This is a genomic window from Atopobiaceae bacterium (genome assembly GCA_022483015.1).
Taxonomy (GTDB): Bacteria; Actinomycetota; Coriobacteriia; order Coriobacteriales; family Atopobiaceae; genus JALCUE01.
Window position 1 is genome coordinate 659,178 of record JAKVOB010000001.1, and the last position, 24,544, is coordinate 683,721.

The 24,544-nt window shown below is 63.8% G+C and carries 21 protein-coding genes, 5 tRNA genes and 3 pseudogenes; all 29 read left to right on the forward strand.

Going from position 1 to position 24,544, the window contains the following annotated elements; genetic code table 11:
* Positions 1–9 precede the first annotated feature (9 nt).
* The 29 genes and pseudogenes from atpG (at position 10) to rpsS (ending at position 24,536) form a co-directional block, all read left to right on the forward strand.
* Positions 10–927, forward strand: a complete 918-nt coding sequence (gene atpG, locus LKE50_02870) for an ATP synthase F1 subunit gamma (protein ID MCH3967561.1) — start codon at positions 10–12, stop codon at positions 925–927.
* Positions 927–2,390: pseudogene (gene atpD, locus LKE50_02875) on the forward strand (F0F1 ATP synthase subunit beta). The gene atpG and the pseudogene atpD overlap by 1 nt, the downstream one beginning before the upstream one ends.
* Before the next feature lie 109 nt (positions 2,391–2,499).
* A complete protein-coding gene (gene atpC, locus LKE50_02880) occupies positions 2,500–2,925 on the forward strand; it encodes an ATP synthase F1 subunit epsilon (protein ID MCH3967562.1) in 426 nt (141 codons plus the stop codon).
* A gap of 81 nt (positions 2,926–3,006) precedes the next feature.
* Positions 3,007–3,082, forward strand: a tRNA-Thr gene (locus LKE50_02885).
* 213 nt (positions 3,083–3,295) lie between these two features.
* A tRNA-Tyr gene (locus LKE50_02890) sits at positions 3,296–3,379 on the forward strand.
* Between the two features lie 2 nt (positions 3,380–3,381).
* Positions 3,382–3,457 (forward strand) — tRNA-Thr (locus tag LKE50_02895).
* Between the two features lie 10 nt (positions 3,458–3,467).
* Positions 3,468–3,544, forward strand: a tRNA-Met gene (locus LKE50_02900).
* Positions 3,545–3,630: 86 nt separating this feature from the next.
* Positions 3,631–4,821 (forward strand): elongation factor Tu, encoded by a 1,191-nt coding sequence (gene tuf, locus LKE50_02905; protein MCH3967563.1) that lies wholly within the window; start codon positions 3,631–3,633, stop codon positions 4,819–4,821.
* Between the two features lie 213 nt (positions 4,822–5,034).
* Positions 5,035–5,184 (forward strand): 50S ribosomal protein L33, encoded by a 150-nt coding sequence (gene rpmG, locus LKE50_02910; GenBank protein ID MCH3967564.1) that lies wholly within the window; start codon positions 5,035–5,037, stop codon positions 5,182–5,184.
* A gap of 15 nt (positions 5,185–5,199) precedes the next feature.
* Positions 5,200–5,275 (forward strand) — tRNA-Trp (locus LKE50_02915).
* An 80-nt stretch (positions 5,276–5,355) separates the two neighbouring features.
* Complete coding sequence (gene secE, locus LKE50_02920) at positions 5,356–5,778, forward strand: preprotein translocase subunit SecE (protein ID MCH3967565.1); 423 nt, start codon at positions 5,356–5,358, stop codon at positions 5,776–5,778.
* A 1-nt stretch (position 5,779) separates the two neighbouring features.
* Positions 5,780–6,328, forward strand: a complete 549-nt coding sequence (gene nusG / locus LKE50_02925; protein MCH3967566.1) for a transcription termination/antitermination protein NusG — start codon at positions 5,780–5,782, stop codon at positions 6,326–6,328.
* Positions 6,329–6,424: 96 nt separating this feature from the next.
* Positions 6,425–6,841, forward strand: a pseudogene (gene rplK / locus LKE50_02930) (50S ribosomal protein L11).
* 194 nt (positions 6,842–7,035) lie between these two features.
* Positions 7,036–7,743 carry a 50S ribosomal protein L1 gene (rplA, locus tag LKE50_02935; GenBank protein ID MCH3967567.1) on the forward strand — a complete coding sequence of 236 codons (708 nt, stop codon included), beginning with the start codon at positions 7,036–7,038 and terminating at the stop codon, positions 7,741–7,743.
* Positions 7,744–8,046: 303 nt separating this feature from the next.
* On the forward strand, positions 8,047–8,568 hold the full coding sequence (rplJ, locus tag LKE50_02940; protein ID MCH3967568.1) for a 50S ribosomal protein L10: 522 nt from the start codon (positions 8,047–8,049) through the stop codon (positions 8,566–8,568).
* A gap of 69 nt (positions 8,569–8,637) precedes the next feature.
* On the forward strand, positions 8,638–9,012 hold the full coding sequence (gene rplL / locus LKE50_02945) for a 50S ribosomal protein L7/L12 (GenBank protein ID MCH3967569.1): 375 nt from the start codon (positions 8,638–8,640) through the stop codon (positions 9,010–9,012).
* Between the two features lie 347 nt (positions 9,013–9,359).
* Entirely contained in the window at positions 9,360–12,800 is a 3,441-nt protein-coding gene (locus tag LKE50_02950; protein MCH3967570.1) for a DNA-directed RNA polymerase subunit beta, read from the forward strand.
* Positions 12,801–12,806: 6 nt separating this feature from the next.
* On the forward strand, positions 12,807–16,997 hold the full coding sequence (locus tag LKE50_02955) for a DNA-directed RNA polymerase subunit beta' (GenBank protein MCH3967571.1): 4,191 nt from the start codon (positions 12,807–12,809) through the stop codon (positions 16,995–16,997).
* An 83-nt stretch (positions 16,998–17,080) separates the two neighbouring features.
* Complete coding sequence (locus LKE50_02960) at positions 17,081–17,257, forward strand: hypothetical protein (GenBank protein MCH3967572.1); 177 nt, start codon at positions 17,081–17,083, stop codon at positions 17,255–17,257.
* A gap of 320 nt (positions 17,258–17,577) precedes the next feature.
* Positions 17,578–17,796, forward strand: coding sequence for a transposase (locus tag LKE50_02965; protein ID MCH3967573.1), 219 nt, complete (start codon positions 17,578–17,580; stop codon positions 17,794–17,796).
* A 228-nt stretch (positions 17,797–18,024) separates the two neighbouring features.
* A complete protein-coding gene (gene rpsL, locus LKE50_02970; protein ID MCH3967574.1) occupies positions 18,025–18,393 on the forward strand; it encodes a 30S ribosomal protein S12 in 369 nt (122 codons plus the stop codon).
* A 74-nt stretch (positions 18,394–18,467) separates the two neighbouring features.
* A complete protein-coding gene (gene rpsG, locus LKE50_02975; GenBank protein MCH3967575.1) occupies positions 18,468–18,938 on the forward strand; it encodes a 30S ribosomal protein S7 in 471 nt (156 codons plus the stop codon).
* A 28-nt stretch (positions 18,939–18,966) separates the two neighbouring features.
* A pseudogene (gene fusA, locus LKE50_02980) lies at positions 18,967–21,064 on the forward strand (elongation factor G).
* 48 nt (positions 21,065–21,112) lie between these two features.
* Positions 21,113–21,424: a 30S ribosomal protein S10 gene (gene rpsJ / locus LKE50_02985; GenBank protein MCH3967576.1), complete on the forward strand. Its 312-nt coding sequence runs from the start codon at positions 21,113–21,115 to the stop codon at positions 21,422–21,424.
* Positions 21,425–21,637: 213 nt separating this feature from the next.
* A complete protein-coding gene (gene rplC / locus LKE50_02990; GenBank protein ID MCH3967577.1) occupies positions 21,638–22,258 on the forward strand; it encodes a 50S ribosomal protein L3 in 621 nt (206 codons plus the stop codon).
* A gap of 46 nt (positions 22,259–22,304) precedes the next feature.
* Positions 22,305–22,931: a 50S ribosomal protein L4 gene (rplD, locus tag LKE50_02995; GenBank protein ID MCH3967578.1), complete on the forward strand. Its 627-nt coding sequence runs from the start codon at positions 22,305–22,307 to the stop codon at positions 22,929–22,931.
* Positions 22,932–23,234, forward strand: coding sequence for a 50S ribosomal protein L23 (gene rplW, locus LKE50_03000; GenBank protein ID MCH3967579.1), 303 nt, complete (start codon positions 22,932–22,934; stop codon positions 23,232–23,234).
* A 156-nt stretch (positions 23,235–23,390) separates the two neighbouring features.
* Positions 23,391–24,224, forward strand: a complete 834-nt coding sequence (gene rplB, locus LKE50_03005; protein ID MCH3967580.1) for a 50S ribosomal protein L2 — start codon at positions 23,391–23,393, stop codon at positions 24,222–24,224.
* 36 nt (positions 24,225–24,260) lie between these two features.
* Positions 24,261–24,536 carry a 30S ribosomal protein S19 gene (rpsS, locus tag LKE50_03010; GenBank protein ID MCH3967581.1) on the forward strand — a complete coding sequence of 92 codons (276 nt, stop codon included), beginning with the start codon at positions 24,261–24,263 and terminating at the stop codon, positions 24,534–24,536.
* Positions 24,537–24,544 lie beyond the last annotated feature (8 nt).

The window sequence follows — 24,544 nt, forward strand, 5'->3', positions numbered from 1 at the left end:
ACAGGATCGATGTCGAGCCTTCGAGAAATAAAGAAGCGAATCAACTCGGTCACGAGTACGAGGCAGATCACGCGCACCATGGAGATGGTCTCCACGGCCAAGATTCGCCGTGCGCTCGCCGCCGCTGAGAACGCAGGTCCTTACAAGGTGGCCATCTCCTCGATGCTCGGAGCCCTCTCCGGGTATCGTGGCGAGGTACGCGCGGCCCTGCTGCAGCATCACGAGGAGACGCATCGCGTTCTGTTCATCGTGGTGGCCTCTGACTCCGGCCTTGCTGGTGGTTTCAACATCCAGGTGGAGCGCGATGTCGAGAACGAGATCGCCAGCCTCCACGCGATGGGCAAGGATGCCGATGTCATCACCTGTGGGCATAAGCCCACTGAGTACTTCACGATGCGCGGAATCGAACCGGTCCTGTCGTTCACGGGCATATCGTCGGAGCCTACGCAGGACGAGGCGAGCGAGATCTCCTCTTACCTCTCCGATGCCTATATAAAGGGCAAGGTAGACCGCGTTATGCTCTACTACCAGCATGCCAAGAACCGAGTGGAGCAGGTCTTCACCATCGAGCAGGTCCTGCCCGTCAAACCCCAGCAGATGGCACTGCCCAACGCACCGCGCACGCACGAGGCGGTGAGCGCGGTCTCCGAGCATCCGCAGGCACCTGTGTTCGAGTTCGATCCCTCGCCTGCGGACGTGCTCGGCTACCTCATGCCCGCCTATATCAACACGCTCATCTTCCATGCCCTTCTCGACTCCGCAGCCGCGGAGCACGGGGCGAGGCGCCGCGCCATGCAGGCGGCGACGGATAACGCCTCCGACATCATCACCACGCTCAACCGCTCATACAACCGCATTCGTCAGAGCTCCATCACGACGGAGCTCAACGAGATCGTCGGCGGCGCTTCTGCATTGGAGGACAACTAATGGCAGAGAAAATCACGAAGCCCAAGGAGACGGTCACGCCCGTCGCCGAGGGCACGCACCAGGGGAAGAGCGTCGGGACGGGCACGATCGTCCGTATCGTCGGCCCCGTCATCGACGTGAAGTTCGACGGGCACGTGCCGGCGATCTATAACGCCCTCACCGTTGATGCCGACACGCCCATCGGGCACCTTTCCACGGTGCTCGAGGTCGAGAGCCAACTGCCCGGCGACGTCGTGCGTACGGTCGCCATGACGTCGACCGATGGCCTGCAGCGCGGCATCGAGGTCACCGACACGGGTAGGCCCATGATGATGCCGGTGGGTCCGCAGACCCTCGGGCGCGTCTGGAACGTTCTGGGCAAGGATGTCGATGGCAAGGGCATCCCCGATGGCATCGAGTACTACCCGATCCACCGCTCGGCACCTGCGTTCGACGACCTCACCACCTCGACCGAGATCTTCGAGACGGGCATCAAGGCGGTCGACCTGCTCGAGCCCTACATCCGTGGCGGCAAGACCGGCCTGTTCGGCGGTGCCGGCGTGGGCAAGACGGTCCTCATCCAGGAGCTCATCGACAACCTCGCCATCGAGCATGGCGGAACGTCGGTGTTCACCGGCGTCGGAGAGCGTACCCGCGAGGGAACCGACCTCTACCTCGAGATGAAGGAATCCGGCGTGCTCGAGAAGACCTGCCTGGTCTATGGGCAGATGAACGAGCCGCCCGGAGCCCGTATGCGCGTCGGCCTTGCCGGTCTCACCACGGCCGAGTACTTCCGTGACCAGGGCCAGGACGTGCTCCTCTTCATCGACAACATCTTCCGCTTCTCGCAGGCGGGTTCCGAGGTCTCTGCACTTCTCGGCCGTACGCCGTCTGCCGTCGGCTACCAGCCCACGCTGGCCACCGAGATGGGCGACCTCCAGGAGCGCATTACGAGCACCAAGGAAGGGTCCATCACGTCCGTGCAGGCCGTCTACGTGCCTGCCGACGACCTCACCGACCCGGCCCCCGCGACGACGTTCTCGCACCTCGACGCCACCACGGTCCTCTCGCGCTCGATCTCCGACCTTGGCCTGTATCCGGCCATTGACCCGCTGGCGAGCTCCTCGGACGCCCTCGACCCCGCGGTCGTCGGTGACGAGCACTACCGTGTGGCCGTGCGTGTGCAGGAGATACTGCAGGAGTACTCCGACCTCCAGGACATCATCGCGATCCTGGGCATCGACGAGCTCTCCGACGAGCAGCGCGCAGTTGTCAACCGTGCCCGCAAGCTGCAGCAGTTCCTCTCGCAGTCCTTCCACGTGGCCGAGCAGTTCACGGGCAACCCCGGCGTCTACGTGCATGTCGACGACACCGTGCGCTCCTTCGCCGACATCATCGACGGCAAGGTCGACGATCTTCCCGAGCAGGCTTTCCGTTACGCGAGCACCATCGACGACGTGCGTGAGCGTGCCGCAAAGCTCACCGGCAAGCCCGTCCAGGAGGAGGAGCCCGAGGTCCTGCCGCGCATCGGCAAGGCCAAGGATGACGACAAGAACACCACGGGCAACGCCGTGACGGCGTCCAAGTAGGGACATGATGGCTACGCTCACCATACAGATCGTGCGTCCGGACAAACGCCTCTACGAGGGCGAGTGCTCGAGTGCGGTCCTCGTCACGAGGACCGGCGAGATGGGCATCTACCCCGGCCACGCCGCAGAGATCTGCGCGCTTGGCGAGGGCGTCATGCGCTACGTCGTATCAGGTGGCGAGGACGACGGGAAGACACATCGCGTGGCAGTCTCGGGCGGGTATGCCGAGGTCGCCAACGACCGCATCGTCGTCATCGCCGACCACGCACACAACACGGCCTCCATCAAGGCCGACGAGATCACGAAGCTGCGCGACGAGGCCCAGGCGTCGCTGGACGCCTTGCCCGAGGGAGACCACAGGAGGGGCTTTCCGGCATCGAAGGTCCGCTGGTACAACTTGCTCCTCTCGGAGGCCGAGAAGAGCAAGTAGAGGGCCCGAGGGCCGTGTCCGACAGGCGCTGGCAGCGGTAGGACTCCGTGGTACCATGTCCTCACCCGCGCGAGCGGGAGCGCCAGCGTAGCTCAGTTGGTAGAGCAACGGTTTTGTAAACCGTGGGTCGTCGGTTCGAGCCCGTCCGCTGGCTCCATGCGAGGTAGGAGGGCCGGTCGCTTCTGCGATCGGCCCTCTTTTGCGTCAGATCGACCCACTCGGGGAGCGTGGTGCGGGCCGTGGCTTGTGCAGGAATCGTGAGGAGGGCAACGCCCGGCAGGGTGGTATGCGTTGACATCCTTGGGGTGCCGTCGTAACATTTCCTCCGCTTGCAAGGGTTGCGGCCTGAGCAGGTGGCTTGAAAACTGACGGGGATGTGGCACAGCGGCAACTGCGGCGGACTGTAAATCCGCTCTCTTCGAGTTCCCTGGTTCGAGTCCAGGCATCCCCACCATTGCCCGTGTAGCTCAGTCGGTAGAGCACTTCGTTGGTAACGAAGAGGTCACCGGTTCAAATCCGGTCGCGGGCTCCATTTCAAGCATGGCGGTGTAGCTCAGCTGGTTAGAGCACGCGGCTCATACCCGCGGCGTCACTGGTTCGAATCCAGTCACCGCTACCAGCAGTTCATGCGGCCTTCGGGCCGTTGGGCATAGAGGTACCACAGGATTTGGACGGCCACCCGGTCGTCCTAGAAGGAGGTTGGCAATGGCCAAGGAGAAGTTCGAGCGCACTAAGCCGCATGTAAACATCGGCACCATCGGTCACGTCGACCACGGTAAGACCACCCTGACGGCGGCCATCACCAAGGTCCTCTCTGAGACCCCTGGTTGCAAGGCTAAGTTCGAGGCCTTCGAGGACATCGACAAGGCCCCCGAGGAGCGCGAGCGCGGCATCACCATCTCCGTCGCCCACGTCGAGTACGAGACCGAGACCCGTCACTATGCCCACGTCGACTGCCCCGGCCACGCTGACTACGTCAAGAACATGATCTCGGGCGCTGCCCAGATGGACGGCGCGATCCTGGTCATCGCAGCCACCGACGGCCCCATGGCCCAGACGCGTGAGCACATCCTCCTCGCCCGTCAGGTCGGCGTGCCCTACATCGTCGTCTTCCTGAACAAGTGCGACATGGTCGACGACGAGGAGCTCATCGACCTCGTCGAGATGGAGACCCGCGACCTCCTCACCGAGTACGACTTCCCCGGAGACGACATCCCCATCATCCGCGGCTCCGCACTCGGCGCCCTCAACGGCGAGGAGAAGTGGGTCCAGTCCGTCCGCGACCTCATGAAGGCCGTCGACGAGTACATCCCCACGCCCAAGCGCGACAACGAGAAGCCCTTCCTCATGGCCATCGAGGACGTCATGACCATCTCCGGCCGTGGCACCGTCGCCACCGGTCGTGTCGAGCGCGGCGAGCTCAAGCTCAATGACACCGTCGAGATCGTCGGCATCAAGCCCACGCAGACCTCCACGGCCACGGGCATCGAGATGTTCCGCAAGACCATGGACTTCTGTGAGGCTGGCGACAACGTCGGCATCCTTCTCCGTGGTATGAAGCGCGAGGACGTCGAGCGCGGCCAGGTCCTCTGCAAGCCCGGATCGGTCACGCCCCACACCAAGTTCACCGCCGAGGTCTATGTCCTGACCAAGGAGGAGGGCGGCCGTCACACGCCGTTCTTCGACGGCTACCGTCCGCAGTTCTACTTCCGCACGACGGACGTCACCGGCAACATCAAGCTTCCCGAGGGTGTCGAGATGGCCATGCCTGGCGACCACGTCACCATCGAGGCCGACCTCATTCACCCCATCGCCATGGAGGAGGGGCTGCGCTTCGCAATCCGCGAGGGCGGTCACACCGTGGGCGACGGTCGTGTGGCCACGATCATCGAGTAGCTTCGCGTCTGCTCTCATAAGAGCCCGGTGCCCCAAGGGGTGCCGGGCTCTTCTCATGAGGATTCGGTCGCGGCATCACGTACTACGTGGTTCTTGTGACAGCTACCGCTGTCGCGGGGCCTCCGCTTGACAGAATGAGCCACGGGATGGTAACGTATCCCACCGCGCCGTGGCTGGGAAAAGTCTCGGCCACGACATGGCAATGGAGGATCAATGCGTACTCTGGTTACCCTCGCTTGCACCGAGTGCAAGCGCCGCAATTACACGACCACCAAGAACAAGACCAACAACCCCGATCGCATGGAGTTGAAGAAGTATTGCCCTTGGTGCCACAAGCACACCGTGCACAAGGAGACCCGCTAGGCCGGGTGTCCGCACAGGCCAGTAGCTCCAACGGTAGAGCGGCGGTCTCCAAAACCGTTTGTTGAGGGTTCGAATCCTTCCTGGCCTGCCAGATTTCACTGCCGGTCCCCCCTCGGGGAGGCCGGTTTCCATGAACGTACGGGGCGTATGCCCTCGGAGGGACTGAGAAGGATGGCGAACAAGGACCGCAACAAGAGAAGCGCCCGCAAGGCACGCGCAGCAGAGCGCGCCGTGCGTGAGGCGGCCCAGGAGGCCGCAGCGCCCTCCTCGCAGGACTCCGCCAAGGCAGACAAGACGAAGGTCTCGGCTGTCTCGAAGGTGAAGGCCAAGGTCACTGGCACCGACGTCGAGTCCCCCAAGAAGGATGACGCGAAGAAGGCCGCCCCCAAGAAGACCGGCATCATCGCCCGAGTCAAGAACTACTTCGTCGACGTCCGCACCGAGATGCGCCGCGTCACCTGGCCCTCCAAGGAGGAGCTCAAGAACTACAGCATGGCCGTCACGGTCATGCTCGTGATTTTTGGTGTCGCCATCTGGGCAATCGACACCGGTGTCGTCGCGGGCTTTGCCGGCCTCGTCACCCTGAGGGGATAACATGGCTAAGCATTGGTACGTCATCCACACCTACTCCGGCTACGAGAACAAGGTCAAGGCTGACCTCGAGCATCGTATCGAGACCTTCGGCCTCGAGAACGCCGTCTTCGACATCAAGATCCCCACGGAGGAGGTCACCGAGCTCAAGGAGGGCGGCAAGCGGGAGACCAAGGAGTCGAAGGTCTTCCCGGGCTACGTCCTCGTTCGCATGGAGCTCGACGACAACTCGTGGGCCGTCGTCCGCAACACGCCTGGCGTTACCGGCTTCGTCGGCATCGACGGTAAGCCCGCGCCTCTCTCGCGTGACGAGTTCAACAAGATCATGCGTCGCACCAGCCCTCGCAGCGCCGAGCAGGCCCCCGTCCGTCGCGTCTCCACGAACCTCGAGGTCGGTCAGTCGGTGCGCGTCGTCTCCGGTCCGCTTGCGGACTTCGACGGTCAGATCTCCGAGGTCATGTCCGATACGGGCAAGGTCAAGGTCATGCTCACGATCTTCGGTCGCGAGACGCCCGTCGAGCTCACGCTCGACCAGGTGGCCACCATCAACTAGCAACCCCGCGCGGCTCCTCGTTCGGTGAGGAATGCTTCTGAGGACCGCGCACGCATAGCACCCCAACCCATGACCAAGCACGAGAAAGGCACGACCATGGCCAAGAACGTCATCAACTTCATCAAGCTCCAGATTCCTGCTGGTGCTGCCAACCCCGCACCTCCCGTCGGCCCCGCGCTGGGCGCTGCGCAGGTCAACATCATGCAGTTCTGCCAGGCCTTCAATGCGCAGACCAAGGAGCAGTCCGGGGACATCATCCCTGTCGAGATCTCCGTCTATGAGGACCACTCGTTCACGTTCGTCTGCAAGACCCCGCCCGCAGCCCAGCTGATCCTGAAGGAGCTCAAGCTCAAGAGCGGCTCCGGCGTTCCTCAGGAGACCAAGGTCGGCGAGCTCACCGATGCGCAGCTCACGCATGTCGCCGAGATCAAGATGCCGGACCTCAACGCCAACGACATCGATGCCGCAAAGAAGATCGTGGCCGGCACCGCACGCTCCATGGGCGTCACCATCGAGGGCATCCCCTGCAAGCCGCAGCCTGTCAAGAAGGCCGTCAAGAAGCCCAAGCCCGCTCCCGAGGCCGCTCCCGAGGCCGCACCTGCCGAGTAGTCGCACCACCGCGCCAAGGCGCGGCCAGATAACCTGGCGGGAGACCGCCGAAAACGTGGGAGGGCCAAGCCGCCCGCTTACCACAGGAGGTTCGTATCATGGCTAAGCATGGAAAGAACTACCGCAACGCTGACGCGAAGGTCGAGGTGGGCAAGCTCTATACGCCCAAGGAGGCCATGACGCTCATCAAGGACGTCGCGTCCGCCAAGTTCGACGAGACCGTCGAGGTCACCTTCCGCATGGGCATCGACCCGCGCAAGGCCGACCAGAACATCCGTGGCTCCATCTCGCTGCCCCACGGCACCGGCAAGACCGTCCGCGTGGCCGTCTTCGCCGAGGGCGAGAAGGCCCGCGAGGCCGAGGAGGCCGGTGCGGACCTGGTGGGCTCCGACGAGCTGGTCAAGCAGATCCAGGCTGGCACCATCGACTTCGACGCTGCCATCGCCACGCCCAACATGATGGCCAAGGTCGGTCGTCTCGGTAAGGTCCTGGGCCCCCGTGGGCTCATGCCTAACCCGAAGCTCGGCACGGTCACCATGGACGTCGCAAAGATGGTCAACGAGCTGAAGGCCGGTCGTGTCGAGTACCGTGCCGACCGCTATGGCATCTGCCATGTCCCCATGGGGAAGGTGTCCTTCTCGATGGAGGACCTCGTCGAGAACTACGGTGCGCTCCTCACCGAGCTCCTCCGCGTGAAGCCTGCCAGCTCGAAGGGCCGTTACCTCAAGTCCATCGCCGTCTCCTCCACCATGGGCCCGGGCGTCCGCATCGACCCGTCCAAGACCCGCTCGCTGCTGGACGACTAACTCTCCCCGCCACGGGCGTGGTGTTTGCGCGCCTGGCTCGGCTCCCGGCTTGACAGCACGCGTCCAGGCTGAGAGAATGCTCCATGCCCGTAAGGGCGACCAGTACCACACGCACGTCCGCTGCCAGAGACAGCCGGTGCCGATCGTTGGCCCAAGGGGATTCGTCCCGCCTGCCGAGGTGGTCTTCAAGACTCGTCTTCAAGACCCCATCTGGTGCAAGTGCCCAGGTGGGGTCTTCGCATGCGCGAGGGCCCGCCGTCAACGGCGGTTCGTGCCCGATTCGCATGCAAAGGAGGTGTATCAATGCCTGCACAGTCAAAGGTCGACATGCTCGACAAGATCAGCGCGTCCCTCGACGACTCCGACGGCATGTTCGTGATCGACTACCGTGGACTCTCCGTCAAGGAGGCCCAGGAGCTGCGCCGCTCGCTCCGTGAGTCCGGTGCGCACATGAAGGTCTACAAGAACAACCTCGTCAAGATCGCCCTCGACAAGGCTGGGATGCCCGCCATCGACGATATGCTCGTCGGTCCGTGCGCCTGCGTCTTCTACAAGGATGACCCGGTAGAGTCTGCCAAGGCCGTCAAGGAGACCTCCAAGAAGCTCGGCAAGATCGAGTTCCTCGGTGGAATCGCGGACGGCAAGATCGTCTCGCACGACGAGGCGCTCGCCATCGCCGATCTGCCCAGCCGCGAGGAGCTCCTCGCCAAGCTCGTCGGCACCCTCTCGAACCCGCTCTCCGGCACCGTCCGTGCCCTCAACGGGATCAACCAAGGCCTCGTCACCGCGCTCTCCGCGGTGGTGGACCAGAAGAACGCCGCCTAGCGCGACGCTCGCCACTTTCGAACCATCAGCGGGCGCACACGTGCGCCCCAACACAGAAGGAGTAGTCACATGGCTGCCACCAAGGAAGACATCATCGAGGCCATCAAGGCCATGCCCGCCCTCGAGCTTTCCGAGCTCGTCCACGAGCTGGAGGACACCTTCGGCGTGTCCGCCGCCGCCCCCGTCGCCGTCGCAGCGGCCCCTGCCGCCGGCGCAGCGCCCGAGGAGGAGAAGACCAACTTCGACGTGGTCCTCGAGGGCTTCGGCGACAACAAGATCGCCGTCATCAAGGTCGTCCGCGAGCTTACCCAGCTCGGCCTGAAGGAGGCCAAGGACCTCGTCGAGAGCGCCCCTAAGGCCATCCTCGAGGGTGCCAAGAAGGAGGACGCCGACGCCGCCAAGGAGAAGCTCGAGGCTGCTGGCGCTTCCGTCACCCTCAAGTAGTCCAAGGCCTTCGGGCCACATGCTCGTCTGGGAGGCCGTCCGTCTGGGCGGCCTCCCTTTGCGTGTGAATGGCGAGGCGACCCTGCACACCTTCTCCACAGGTGTCGAGGAGGGAGTCTGTGCAGCGCTTATGCCTAAAAGTACGGAAATCTAGTTGAAGATGGCGAGGAAGTCAAGTCTTTTCGTTGACTAGGGAGCCCGGCTTCGATAGATTACTAGTTTGCGACAACTGCCGCGTTATGCCGTCTTGAAGGAGGAAATGCCTGGTGCGTACCGCAAAGTCTTCCACTACCACCTCCGCGTCCACGAGTTCCGACCGTGTGAGCTTCAGCAAGATCCCTGAGGCCATGGAGCTGCCGAACCTCATCCGCGTCCAGAAGGAGTCTTTCGAACGCTTCATGGACGAGGGCCTCGACGAGGCCTTCGAGGAGTCCAGCCCGATCGAGAACGCCGCCGGCACGATGGAGATCACGTTTGGCGAGCACCAGTTTGGAGACCCAGCGCACACCATCCAGGAGTGCCGCGCCAAGGACATCTCCTACCAGGCTCCCCTCCTCGTGGACGTCCGGTTCGTCAACAAGGAGACCGGCGAGATCAAGGAGCAGCTCGTCTTCATGGGTGACTTCCCGCTCATGACCAACCGAGGCACCTTCATCATCAATGGTACCGAGCGCGTCGTCGTCTCTCAGCTCGTCCGCTCCCCTGGCGTCTACTTCGCCGAGGGAATGGACAACGGCGTCGAGGTCCATCGCGTCCAGTTCATCCCCGCGCGTGGTGCCTGGCTCGAGTTCGAGGTCGACAAGCGCGGCGAGCTCGTCGTGTCCATCGACCGTAAGCGTCGTCAGTCGGCTACGCTCCTGCTCCGTGCCCTCGGCATCGCGACCACCGACGATGAGATACTGAACCTCCTCGGCGACTCCGACGTCGTGCGTGCCACGCTCGAGCGTGACGTCGCGCAGACGCGAGAGGACGCCCTCGTCGAGATCTACCGCCGTCAGCGCCCCGGCGAGCCCCCCACGGTCGACTCCGCGCGCTCGCTCATCGAGGGCCTCTATCTGAACTCGCAGCGCTATGACCTTGCCAAGGTCGGTCGCTACAAGATCAACAAGAAGCTCGGCCTCGACATCGACGCCAAGGAGACGGTCCTCACCAACGAGGACATCGTCTCGGCCCTCCAGTACCTGCTGGCCCTTCATGCGGGCGACCCCACCTGCAAGGTCGACGACATCGACCACTTCGGCAACCGTCGCGTGCGTACCGTGGGCGAGCTCGTCGCCAACCAGTTCCGTATCGGCATGAGCCGTATGGAGCGCGTGGTCCGCGAGCGCATGGCCTCGCAGGACGTGGACGACATCACGCCGCAGTCCCTCATCAACATCCGCCCGATCGTGGCGGCCATCAAGGAGTTCTTCGGCTCCAGCCAACTCTCGCAGTTCATGGACCAGTCCAACCCCCTTGCCGGCCTCACGCACAAGCGTCGACTCTCCGCCCTCGGCCCTGGCGGCCTCGCCGGTCACAAGTCCGGCTCGAGCCGTCGTACGAACGTGCCGGTGGCCGTCCGAGACGTCCATAACTCGCACTACTCGCGCATGTGCCCGATCGAGACCCCCGAAGGCCCCAACATCGGCCTCATCGGCTCGCTCGCGCTCTATGCGCACGTGAACCCCTACGGGTTCATCGAGGCGCCGTATCGCAAGGTCGTCGCCGGCAAGGCCACCGATGACATCGTCTGGATGACCGCAGACGAGGAGGAGACGCACGTCATCGCTCCCGCCAACACGCCCATCGACTCCAAGACCGGCGCCTTTGTCGAGCTCAGGGGTGGCAAGCTCGTGAACCCCGAGCGCATCGTCGCCCGTACCATGGGCTACGACGGCGTCTTCGGCGCACCTGCCGAGTGCCCGGTGGAGGACGTCGACTTCATGGACGTCTCGCCTCGCCAGCTGCTCTCCGTGGCAGGCTGCCTCATCCCGTTCCTCGAGCACGACGACGCCAAGCGTACCCTCATGGGCGCGAACATGCAGCGTCAGGCCGTCCCCCTCATCACCAGCCATGCCCCGCTCGTGGGCACGGGCCTCGAGCGCCGTGCTGCGCTCGACTCCGGCGAGATCATCTGCGCCGAGCACGAGGGTGACGTCAAGGAGGCCGACGCGGCGCATGTCGTCGTGGCCACCGCCGATGGCGACGAGCGCTACGACCTCCCCAAGTACGAGCGCTCCAACCAGTCGACCTGCATCAACCACCGTCCCGTCGTGCACGCCGGCGAGCACGTGGCTGAGGGCCAGCCCCTGGCCGACGGCCCCTCGATCGACCAAGGCGAGCTCGCGCTCGGTGCCAACCTCACGGTGGCCTATATGCCGTGGGAGGGCTACAACTACGAGGACGGCATCATCATCTCCGACCGAGTCGTAGAGGACGACCTGCTCACCTCCGTGAACATCTCCCGTCACGAGCTCGATGCACGCGAGACCAAGCTCGGTCCCGAGGAGATCACCCGCGAGATTCCCAACCTGTCCGAGGACATGCTCGCCAACCTCGACGATGACGGCATCATCCGCATCGGCGCCGAGGTCGGCCCTGGCGACATCCTCGTGGGCAAGGTCACGCCGAAGGGCGAGACGGCCCTCACGGCCGAGGAGCGCCTGCTTCGCGCCATCTTCGGTGCCAAGGCCCACGACGTCCGTGACACCTCTCTCAAGATGCCTCACGGCTCGTATGGCCGCGTCGTCGACGTGGTCCGCTTCAGCCGCGAGGCCGGCGACGACCTCCCGCCCGGAGTCGACGAGCTCGTTCGTGTCTTCGTGGCCCAGCGCCGCAAGATTCAGCAGGGCGACAAGATCTCCGGCCGTCACGGCAACAAGGGCGTCGTCTGCCGCATCCTCCCCGTCGAGGACATGCCCTACATGGCGGACGGCACGCCTGTCGACGTCCTTCTCGACCCCCTGGGCGTCCCCTCCCGTATGAACGTGGGCCAGCTGCTCGAGTGCCACCTCGGCTGGGCCGCACGCTGCGGTTGGGACACCGAGTCCGACAAGTCCGAGCGTTACGTCCCGGGTCCCATCCGCGTGGCCACCCCGGTCTTCGACGGTGCCACGGGCGACGAGGTCGCGGAGTGCATTCGTCGCTCCAACATCAACCTCATGAACAAGGCCAAGCTGGACTACGGCGACCACATGTGCGACGAGTTCGTCCCGCAGCTCGACGGCTCCGGCAAGACCACGCTCTACGACGGCCGTACCGGCGAGGCGTTCCGCGACAAGATCACGGTGGGCACGAGCTACATCCTGAAGCTCGGCCATATGGTCGACGACAAGATCCATGCCCGTTCCACGGGCCCGTACAGCCTCGTGACCCAGCAGCCGCTGGGCGGCAAGGCACAGTTCGGCGGGCAGCGCTTCGGCGAGATGGAGGTCTGGGCCCTCTACGCCTACGGCGCGGCCAACGTCCTCCACGAGATCATGACGGTCAAGTCCGACGACACCAACGGCCGTGTCAAGACCTACGAGGCCATCGTCAAGGGCGAGAACGTCCCCAAGCCTGGCATCCCCGAGTCCTTCAAGGTCCTCGTCAAGGAGATCCGCTCGCTCGCGCTCGACATCGAGCCCATCTCCTACAAGCGCGAGGCCGAGGACAAGGCCAAGGAGCACGCACGTGCCGTGGCCGAGGAGAACCCGCTCGACGTCTTTGCCGACGCCGCATCCGCCGATGACCTCATCGGGGGGATCACCTCTGGCGACACCTCTGCCGTCGAGTCCCTCGTGGGCGACATCCAGAACGAGAAGGAGTAGCGAACCGTGGCAGACTTCGATACCACTGACTTTGACGCAATCAAGATCTCGCTGGCTTCGGCCGACCAGATTCGCAGCTGGTCCCACGGCGAGGTCAAGAAGCCCGAGACCATCAACTACCGCACGCTGAAGCCCGAGAAGGACGGCCTCTTCTGCGAGAAGATCTTCGGCCCCATCAAGGACTGGGAGTGCTCCTGCGGCAAGTACAAGGGCATCCGCTTCAAGGGCATCACCTGCGAGCGCTGCGGCGTCGAGGTGACCAGCGCCAAGGTGCGTCGTGAGCGCATGGGCCACATCGAGCTCGCGGCACCCGTGAGCCATATCTGGTACTTCAAGAGCCCCACGAGCTTCCCGCTCTCGCGCCTGCTCGACATCAAGAGCAAGGACCTCGAGAAGGTCCTCTACTTCGCGAGCTACATCATCACGAGCGTCGATACCGAGGGCCGCGAGGCTGATGCCGCCGACCTCAAGGAGGAGCTGGCTGCCGACCTCGAGCAGCTCGATGCCGAGCGCGACGAGCAGATCGAGAACCTCCGTGCGCAGCTTGGCGGCGCCGAGGCCGACGAGTTCGATGACGCCGAGCCCAAGACCGACGACGAGATCCGTGCGGAGATCGCCGACCTCGAGGAGGAGTCTGCCGAGGACAAGCAGATCCGTCAGGAGGCCTACGACAAGTTCATGCAGCTCGAGGAGCGTGAGCTCATCGCCGATGAGACCATCTTCCGCGAGATGAAGAAGTACTACTCCATCTACTTCAAGGGCGGCATGGGCGCCGAGGCCATCCGCGAGCTTCTCCGTGGTATCGACCTCGAGAAGACCGCTGGCGAGCTTCGTGACATCATCGCCAACGACAAGGGCCAGAAGCAGAAGCGCGAGAAGGCCGTCAAGCGCCTCGAGGTAGTGGACTCCTTCCTCAAGGGTGGCAACGACCCGGCCAACATGATCCTCGACGTCATCCCGGTCATCCCGCCCGACCTGCGCCCCATGGTGCAGCTCGATGGTGGCCGCTTCGCGGCGTCCGACCTCAACGACCTCTACCGTCGTGTCATCAACCGCAACAACCGACTCAAGCGCCTTCTCGACCTCGACGCGCCTGCGATCATCGTCAACAACGAGAAGCGCATGCTCCAGGAGGCCGTCGACGCCCTGTTCGACAACGGCCGTCGTGGACGTCCCGTCACCGGCCGTGGCGGCAGGCCCCTCAAGTCGCTCGCCGAGGCACTCAAGGGCAAGCAGGGCCGCTTCCGTCAGAACCTGCTCGGCAAGCGCGTCGACTACTCCGGTCGTTCCGTCATCGTCGTCGACCCGCAGCTCAAGCTCCACCAGTGCGGCCTCCCCAAGACGATGGCCCTGGAGCTCTTCAAGCCCTTCGTGATGCGCCGCCTCGTCGACCTCGGCAAGGTCGAGAACATCAAGGGTGCCAAGCGCGCCATCGACCGTTCGAGCTCGAGCGTGTGGGACGTGCTCGAGGAGGTCATCAAGGACCGCCTGGTGCTGCTCAACCGCGCACCTACCCTCCACCGCCTCTCGATCCAGGCCTTCGAGCCCGTGCTCGTCGAGGGCAAGGCAATCCACCTGCACCCGCTGGTCTGCGCGCCCTTCAACGCCGACTTCGACGGCGACCAGATGTCCGTGCACGTGCCGCTGTCCACGCAGGCGCAGACCGAGGCCCGCGTCCTCATGCTCTCGTCCAACAACCTGCGCTCGCCCGCATCGGGCAAGGTCCTCACGGTCCCCTCGCAGGACATGGTCTTCGGCGTGTACTACCTCACGACCGAGCTTGCCGGCGCCAAGGGCGAGGGCCACATCTATGCGGACTTCAACGACGTCATGAACGCCTATGACGCCCGCACGGAGCTCGACCTCCAGGCGAAGGTCACGGTGCGCGTGAGCGCCGACGACGCCAACACCGAGCAGGACGGACGCAAGCTGTTCCGCGTCATGGAGGCTCGCGGCGAGGCCAAGGACTATGACGTCACCGACGGTCCGGTGCGCTTCGAGACCACCGCCGGCCGCATCATCTTCAACCGCCAGTGCCTCCCTGCCGACTACCCCTTCATGAACTTCAAGATGATCAAGAGCGACATGGGCCGCCTCGTCAACGACTGCTGCGACCGTTACAAGCTCGCGGACGTCGAGCCCATCCTGGACGCCATCAAGTACGCCGGCTTCCACTTCGCCACGCGTGCCGGCCTGTCCGTCTCGCTCTGGGATGCCGTCATCCCCGAGGGCAAGCAGGACATGCTCGACAGCACGCAGGAGCAGGTCGACCAGATCAACGACCAGTACGAGAACGGCTTCCTCGCCGAGTCCGAGCGCCATAAGGAGGTCGTCGACGCCTGGACCGAGTGCACCGACGAGCTCGGCCGCGTCATGCTCGACGGCTTCACCGAGGACAACCCGATCTACATGCTCGCCGACTCCGGTGCCCGTGGTACCAAGACGCAGCTCCGTCAGCTCGCCGGCATGCGTGGCCTCATGGCCGACATGTCAGGCGACACGATCGACCTGCCGATCAAGGCGAACTTCCGCGAGGGCCTTCTCCCGCTGGAGTACTTCATCTCGTCCTTCGGCGCGCGCAAGGGCCTCGTCGACACGGCCTCGCACACGTCTGACTCCGGCTACCTCACGCGTCGTCTCGTCGACGTCGCGCAGGACGTCATCGTCCGCGAGGATGACTGCGGCACCAAGGAGGGCGTCACCTACCTCCTCCTGAAGCCTGGCACCCACGAGCTCAACGCCGACCTCGTCGGTCGCTGCGCCCTGGAGGACATCGTGGCTCCCGACACCGGCGAGGTCATCGTCGCTGGCGGCACCTATGTCGAGTCGACCGACCAGCTCCAGGCCATGGTCGATGCCGGCCTCAAGAAGGTCGTGCTGAGGGCGCTTCTCACCTGCCGTTCCAAGGACGGCGTCTGCCAGAAGTGCTATGGCTGGGACCTCTCCACGAGGCGTCCCGTCAACATCGGCACGGCCGTGGGCATCATCGCCGCACAGTCGATCGGCGAGCCTGGCACCCAGCTCACGATGCGTACGATTCACTCTGGCGGTGTCGCCGGCGCCGACGACATCACGCAGGGCCTGCCGACCGTCGGGCGCATGTTCGACGTCGTCGGCAACGTCAACGAGAAGATCCTGGGACGTGAGGCCGACCTGGCCTCCGTCACGGGCACGCTCCGCGTCACGCCCGAGCAGACGCAGTACCTCGTCCAGATCATCGACCCCGATGACGACTCGCGCATCCTCTCCGAGAAGCGCATCCCCGCTTCCGTCCGCTTCATGCCTGGCGTCGAGGATGGCTGCGACGTCCGCGCCGGAGACCAGCTCACGAAGGGCTTCGTCAACTTCCGTAACCTTCGCAAGCTCACCGACATCGAGTCGACGATGCACACCTTCGTCGAGTCGGTCAAGGACGTCTATACGTCCCAGGGCGTCGAGCTCAACGACAAGCACATCGAGGTCATCGCCCGTCAGATGCTCCGCCGCGTCCAGGTGACCGATCCTGGCGACTCCGGGTACCTGCTCGGCCAGTATGTCGACCGCTACGACTTCGCCGACGAGGTCAGCAAGGTCACGATGGCCGGCGGCACGCCTCCCGAGGCCGAGCCGGTCATTCTCGGCACCCTCAAGGTCGCCAGCTCCATCGACTCCTGGCTCTCGAGCGCCAGCTTCATCCGTACCGCAGGCGTCCTCACCGAGGCTGCCATCAAGGGTGAGGTCGACAACCTCATGGACCTCAAGTCCAACGTCATCGTGGGCAAGCAGATTCCCGCAGGCACCGGCCTCGACGCCTATCGCGACGTCAAGCTCACCTATCACGGCCAGCGCATCGACGGGCCTACGTCGCCCATGGCGCAGAGCCTTCCCGAGTGGGCCCCCGACGAGCTCAAGGACATCGAGGAGCAGCTCCCGCAGCAGCTTGACTGGGTCGGCGACGACTACGGTCTGGGCGGCGTCTACTCCAAGAATGGCCGGACCCTCTCGAGCGAGGATGCCAAGCTGTACCTCTTCGACGACCTTGGGGTCTCACAGCGCTGGACCAACAAGTTCGGCGAGGTCGGCATCGAGACCGTCGGTGACCTCATCGGCAAGACCGAGGACGACCTGCTTCGTATCGATGGCATCGGCGCGAAGGCCATCGAGGAGCTTCGCGACGGCCTCGAGAGCCACAACCTCCTCTACATCCTCGAGCCCTGAGGACGACATGGCTGCAGACGAGGACCTCTCGCAGCTCCTCAACATGGTGTTCAGCCCCGATGCGGACAACGACGTCATGCTTGGTGCCTGCTGCGCCCTCCAAGCACCACTTCGATGACGAGCTCATCGGAGGGGACGACAAGAAGCAGTCCAAGGACACCCAGGTCATCAACGAGGACATCGATTCGCTCGATGATCTCCTGACCGAGGTCGTGCGTCATGAGGACGCTCTCGGTAGCGCGGACGACGACGAGGCGTAGCCTCACGTCGCATGGTGTGACCACGAACACGGCGGGAGCTGGTTTTCAACGGCTCCCGCCGTGTTCTGCATATATGTGAGAACCAAGGTATTGCCTGGTCCATGACCATGGGTTACTGAAATACGAAAGACTGGCATTTCCTTCAGCAGGTATTCACCAGCGTGATTACAAGACGACAACATTTGAGATGAATGCATGTTCGCGATTTACCTCACGATATAAAGAACGTAAGATATACTGCGTATGAGGATATGTTGGGTCTGTCAGGCTGGCAAGGATCGTACGCACGTCAAGGCAGGCACGCTGAACATGGGAGACTCATGGATAGCATCGACCACAGGAGGAACTACACGTACGACGAGAAGCTCTCGTCCGTACAGGCTCACGTCGAGGACGGCGTCTCGGTCAACGAGGCCATGAAGAAGGGCGGCATCGAGAGCAAGAGCGCCTTCTTCCGCTGGTGCTCCCAATATCGTCGCGAGGGCGCCGAGGCCTTGAGGCCAAAGAAGCGCGGCCGTCCTTGCAGGGCGAACGGCTAACGCAGCCGCTGGGCTTCCCTCCGGGCCATCGCATGGCGCATCGGGCAGTCCGTTTCCCCGTCAGTCGGAATGTGGTAAAAGCGTGATATGGATACGCCCGGTACCGTGGCGTTTTGACAGCGCAGGTGTCGGCGCGTAAAGTTCTTTCTCGCGCCAATTCGGGGCGGTGTCGTGCTGTGCCGCCTTCACGCATGTAGGATCATTCGATAGGTACGAAGGAGAGAAGCTTTGCCTACCATCAACCAGCTCGTCCGTAAGGGCCGCGTCACCACCAAGGCCAAGTCCAAGAATGCCGCTCTCAAGCATAACCCTCAGAAGCGCGGGGTCTGCACCCGTGTCTTCACCACCACGCCGAAGAAGCCTAACTCGGCACTCCGCAAGGTCGCCCGTGTCCGTCTCGTCAACGGCATTGAGGTCACGGCCTACATCCCCGGAGAGGGCCACAACCTCCAGGAGCACTCCATCGTCCTGCTCCGCGGCGGCCGCGTCCGTGACCTCCCCGGTGTCCGTTACAAGATCATCCGTGGCTGCTACGACTGCGCTGCAGTCTCCGACCGCAAGCAGTCCCGCTCCCGCTACGGCGCCAAGCGCGACTAGCTGGCCAGACCTAATCATCCGATTTTGCCCGGAGTGCCATACGGCCCCGGGGTCCAAGCACTGAGGAGACAAACATGCCGCGTCGTGCAGCAGCAGTCCGTCGTGAGGTCACGCCTGACGCCGTCTACAACAACCGTCTGGTGACCCAGCTCATCAACAAGGTCCTTCTCGATGGCAAGAAGGCCACCGCGGAGCGCATCGTCTATGGCGCATTCGACATCGTGGCCGAGAAGACCGAGTCGGACGCCCTGACCGTCTTCAAGAAGGCCATGGATAACGTCCGTCCTACGCTCGAGGTCAAGCCCAAGCGTGTCGGTGGCGCCACCTATCAGGTGCCCATGGAGGTCAACTCCCGTCGTGCGACCACGCTGGCAATCCGCTGGATCGTCACCTTCTCGCGCGCCCGCAAGGAGAAGAGCATGGCCGAGCGCCTGGCCGCAGAGATCATCGATGCCTCCAACGGTGTCGGTGCCTCCGTCAAGCGCCGTGAGGACCTCTACAAGATGGCAGAGGCCAACCGCGCGTTCTCGCACTACCGCTTCTAAGACCATCTTGACCGAGGAGTAGAAACCCATGGCACAGAGCAAGTACAAGCTCAAGGACATGCGTAACATCGGCATCATGGCGCACATCGATGCCGGCAAGACGACGACCACCGAGCGAATCCTGTATTACACCGGCAAGACCCATAAGATCGGCGAGGTCCACGACGGCGCTGCCGTCATGGACTGGATGGTCCAGGAGCAGGAGCGCGGCGTCACCATCACCAGCGCTGCTACGACGTGCTTCTGGAAGGACCACGTCATCCAGATCATCGACACCCCGGGTCACGTCGACTTCACGGCCGAGGTCGAGCGCTCGCTGCGCGTCCTCGACGGTGCCGTCGCGGTCTTCGACGCCGTCGCAGGCGTCCAGCCCCAGTCCGAGACGGTCTGGCGCCAGGCCCACAACTACAACGTCCCCCGCATCGCCTTCATCAACAAGTACGACCGCGTGGGCTCGGACTTCTTCCATGCCATCGACACCATGAAGGATCGCCTGGGCGCACCTGCCGTCGCGGCCCAGATTCCCATGGGAGCCGAGGACAAGTTCTGGGGTCTCGTCGACCTCGTCACGATGACCGCCTGGGACTTCAAGGAAGACGACAAGGGCATGATCTATCCTGAGCCCCTGGACACCATCCCCGACGAGTTCGCCGAGCTCGCGGCTACCAAGCGCAGCGAGCTTCTCGACGCGGCCGCTGACTTCTCCGACGAGGTCATGGAGCTCGCCCTCGAGGAGAAGGACATCCCCGTCGACATGTTGAAGGCGGCCCTTCGCAAGGGCGTCATCGCCAACAAGCTCAACCTCGTCTTCGTGGGCTCCGCCTACAAGAACAAGGGCATCCAGGAGCTCCTCGACGCTGTCGTCGACTATCTCCCCAGCCCGCTCGACGTGCCCGACGTCGAGGGTACCGAGCCCAAGACCGGCAACACCATCACTCGCAAGGCTGATGCGAACGAGCCCTTCTCGGCGCTGGCATTCAAGATCATGACCGACCCCTTCGTCGGCAAGCTCACCTACTTCCGCGTCTACTCGGGCCATGCCGAGGCCGGCAGCTACGTGTATAACGCCACCAAGGACAAGCGCGAGCGCCTGGGCCGCATCCTCGAGATGAACGCCAACGACCGTGTCGACCGTGAGGCCTGCCACGCCGGCGACATCGTCGCAGCCGTGGGTCTCAAGGACACGGGTACCGGTGACACGCTGTGCGACGAGGCTCACCCCATCATCCTCGAGTCCATCCAGTTCGCCGACCCCGTCATCGACGTCGCGGTCGAGCCTAAGACCAAGGCCGAGCAGGACAAGATGAGCGTCGGCCTCGCCAAGCTCGCCGAGGAGGACCCGACCTTCCAGGTCCACACCGACCAGGAGACCGGCCAGACCATCATCGCCGGCATGGGCGAGCTGCACCTCGAGATCATCGTCGACCGTCTCCGTCGTGAGTTCAACGTCGACTGCAACGTCGGCAAGCCTCAGGTCGCCTACCGTGAGACCGCGGGCCATGCCGTCGAGCACGCCGAAGGGCAAGTTCATCCGCCAGTCCGGTGGTCGTGGCCAGTACGGCCACGCCATCATCGACATGGAGCCGGGCGAGGAGGGCAGCGGCTACGTCTTCGAGAACGCCATCGTCGGCGGCGTCGTCCCCAAGGAGTTCATCCCCAGCATCGACAAGGGCATCCAGGAGGCGCTCCAGACGGGCGTCATCGCCGGCTACCCGGTGATGGACATCCACGTCAAGCTCGTCGACGGTTCCTATCACGAGGTCGACTCCTCCGAGGCTGCCTTCAAGATCGCTGGTTCCATGGCCATCAAGGACGCCCTCAGGAAGTCCGATCCCGTCCTGCTCGAGCCCGTCGAGGACGTCGAGGTCGAGACGCCCGAGGAGTACATGGGTGACGTCATGGGCAACCTCTCGAGCCGTCGTGGCAAGATCGAGGGCATGGAGGACCGCGGCAACGCCAAGGTCATCCGCGCCAAGGTGCCCCTGGGCGAGATGTTCGGCTATGCGACCGACCTTCGTTCGCAGTCGCAGGGCCGTGCCAACTACACCATGCAGTTCGCGAGCTATGAGCCCGTTCCCAAGGCCGTTGCTGACGAGATCGTCAGCAAGGCCGGCGGCAACGCATAACGACAGGAATCAGTTGAGCCATTGCGGCTCGTCGATGGAGGTACCAAGTTGTCTACCCAGAAGAAGATCAGGATCCGGCTCAAGGGCTACGATCACGAGGTGGTCGACCAGTCATCCAAGCTGATCGTCGACACCGCGCAGAAGACGGGCGCCCGCGTCTCGGGCCCCATCCCCCTGCCCACCGAGCGCAATATGTACTGCGTCATCCGCTCGCCCCACAAGGACAAGGACTCTCGCGAGGAGTTCGAGATGCGCACGCACAAGCGTCTCATCGACATCCTTGACCCCACGAGCTCCACGATCGACTCGCTCACCCGCCTCGAGCTTCCCGCGGGCGTCGCGATCGAGATCAAGCTCTAGGAGTCGTAGGCCCCTCTCGAATGTGGAGAGGTTCGGAAGACTGGTAATTCCTGTTTATCGCGTTGATTGGGCAGCCGTGCGAGTGTACACTCGTACGGCTGCCCTTTTTTGGGTGTGGTATGGCCCGAGGCAGCATATCGGTTGCGGTCCGCTGGGGAAGGGCGCAGGGTGCGCCCCGACAGGTCCCATGACCGCCGAGGGTAAGGAACGCGTATGGTCAGCACCATTCTCGGCCGCAAGATCGGGATGACCCAGGTGTTCGACGAGGACGACAACGTCGTGCCCGTCACGGTCATCCAGGCAGGCCCCTGCGTCGTCTCGCAGGTCAAGTCCCAGGCCACCGACGGCTATGACGCCGTCCAGATCGGCTTCGGGGATATCTCTGCAAAGCACGTCAACAAGCCCATGGCGGGTCACTTCAAGAAGGCTGGCGTCGAGCCCTGCCGCTTCCTCCGCGAGGTCAAGACCGTCTCCGGCGAGGAGCACAACGTCGGCGACGTCGTCTCGGTCGCTGACTTCTCCGAGGTCACCACCGTCGACGTTACGGGCACCTCCAAGGGCAAGGGCTTCCAGGGCACCATCAAGCGCTGGAACTTCGCCTGCGGCCCCATGACGCACGGCTGCCGCAACCAGCGCCGTCCTGGCTCCATCGGCGAGTGCGCCTATCCCGCGCGCGTCCGCAAGGGCCTCCATATGTGCGGCCACATGGGCAACGAGCGCGTGACCGTCAAGAACCTCAAGCTCGTCCGTGTCGACGCCGAGCAGAACCTCATGCTCGTCAAGGGCGCCGTGCCCGGCGGCAAGAACGCGTTCGTCTCGATCCGCATGGCCTAAGGGCCTCATCACAACTCACAACCTTTAGGCTACCAAGGAGAACAAGATGTCACAGATCGAAATCAAGAACGCGGAGGGGAAGAAGGTCAAGACGGCCGAGCTCTCCTCGAGCGTCTTCGGCATCGAGCCGAACATTCCCGTCACGCACCAGGTCGTCACCTGCCAGCTCGCGAGCCTCCGTCAGGGCACCCATAGCACCAAGGGTCGCTCCGAGGTCTCCGGCGGCGGCGCGAAGCCTTGGCGCCAGAAGGGCACCGGCCGTGCCCGCCAGGGCTCCATCCGTGCTGGCCAGTGGGTCGGCGGTGGCGTCGTCTTCGGGCCCACCCCGCACAGCCACGCACGTCGTACCAACAACAAGGAGGTCAAGCTTGCCATGCGCTCCGTGCTCTCCGGCAAGCTCGCTGACTCCGAGCTCTTCGTCGTCGACGCCTATGGCTTCGACAAGCCGTCGACCAAGCAGGCCGCTTCCCTGCTCGAGGCCCTTGGCCTCACGGGCAAGCGCGTGACCGTCGTCGTGTCCGATGACGACATCAACACGTACCTCTCGTTCCGCAACGTCGCCCGCATCAACGTGATCGGCGTCGGCGAGGCCACCGCATACAACCTCATCGACAACGGCGCCCTGCTCATGTGCGCGGATGTCGCGACCAAGCTCGAGGAGGTGCTCGCTTAAATGAACTCCGTCTACAACGTCATCGTCAAGCCGATCGTCTCCGAGCGCTCGTTCGATCTCATGAGCCAGAACAAGTACACCTTCGAGGTGGCTCCTGCCGCTTCGAAGGGAGAGATCGCCGACGCGATCGAGAAGCTCTTCGACGTGACCGTCACCAAGGTCAACACCATGTCGGTCAAGCCCAAGAAGAAGCGCGTCCGCTATGCGCTCGGTAACACCCGTTCCTGGAAGAAGGCCATCGTGACCCTCGCTCCGGGCAACACCATCGAGATCTTCGGCAACCAGAAGGCCGCCGAGGAGTAAGTCAGCATCCAGTGTCCTCCCCACTCGGGGAGGACAGGAGTGGTGCCGTACGTGTTATGGATACGCGCGGTACCGTGGTAATCCGGCGTCAACCCGTTCGGCCCAAGGGCCCATCCCTCAACGGGTTTGGCCAACGGAAACAGAAGGGAACAGGTTATGGGAGTCAAGCACCTCAAGCCGACCAGTGCAGGCAGGCGTTTCCAGACGGTCTCCGACTTCGCGGAGATCACGACGGACACCCCCGAGAAGTCACTTCTCGAGCCGCTGCCCAACAAGGCTGGCCGCAACAACAATGGTCGCATCACCACCAGGCACCAGGGCGGCGGCCACAAGCGTCAGTACCGTCGCATCGACTTCAAGCGCAACAAGGACGACGTGCCTGCGAAGGTCGCCACGATCGAGTACGACCCCAACCGCTCCGCGCGCATCGCGCTGCTCCACTATGCGGACGGCGCCAAGAGCTACATCCTCGCGCCCAAGGGCCTCTCCGTGGGTGACACGGTCGTCTCCGGCGTCGGCGTCGACATCAAGCCCGGAAACGCCATGCCGCTCTCCGAGATCCCCGTCGGCACGCTCGTGCACGCCGTGGAGTTCCAGCCTGGCAAGGGGGCTGCCATCGCCCGCTCGGCCGGTACCTCCATCCAGCTCATGGGCAAGGAGGGCGGCTATGCCGTCCTGCGCATGCCCTCCTCCGAGATGCGTCGTGTGCCTCTCGACTGCCGCGCCACCATCGGTGAGGTCGGCAACGCCGATCACTCCAACATCTCCGGCGGCAAGGCTGGTCGTACGCGTTGGCAGGGCGTCCGTCCTACCGTCCGCGGTACGGTCATGAACCCTGTCGACCACCCGCACGGCGGTGGCGAGGGCAAGAACCACACCTCCGGCCGTCCGTCGCTGTCGCCCTGGGGCAAGCCCTCGAAGGGCTACAAGACGCGCGAGCCCAAGAAGGGTTCGAACCGTCTCATCATCCGTCGTCGCAAGACCAAGTAGCACACGGCACACGTCAAGTAAGAGGAGATAGAACCAATGAGCAGAAGTCTCAAGAAGGGCCCCTACGTGGAGACTCGCCTTCTCACGCGTGTCGCCGCGCAGAACGAGGCAGGCACCAAGGAGGTCATCAAGACCTGGTCGCGCGCCAGCACCGTCTTCCCGGAGATGGTCGGTCACACGATCGCCGTCCACGATGGTCGCAAGCACGTGCCCGTGTACATCACCGAGTCCATGGTCGGTCACAAGCTGGGCGAGTTCGCGCCCACCCGTACCTTCCGTGGTCACAAGATCAACTCCGCGCCGACCGCGTAGGGGAGGGA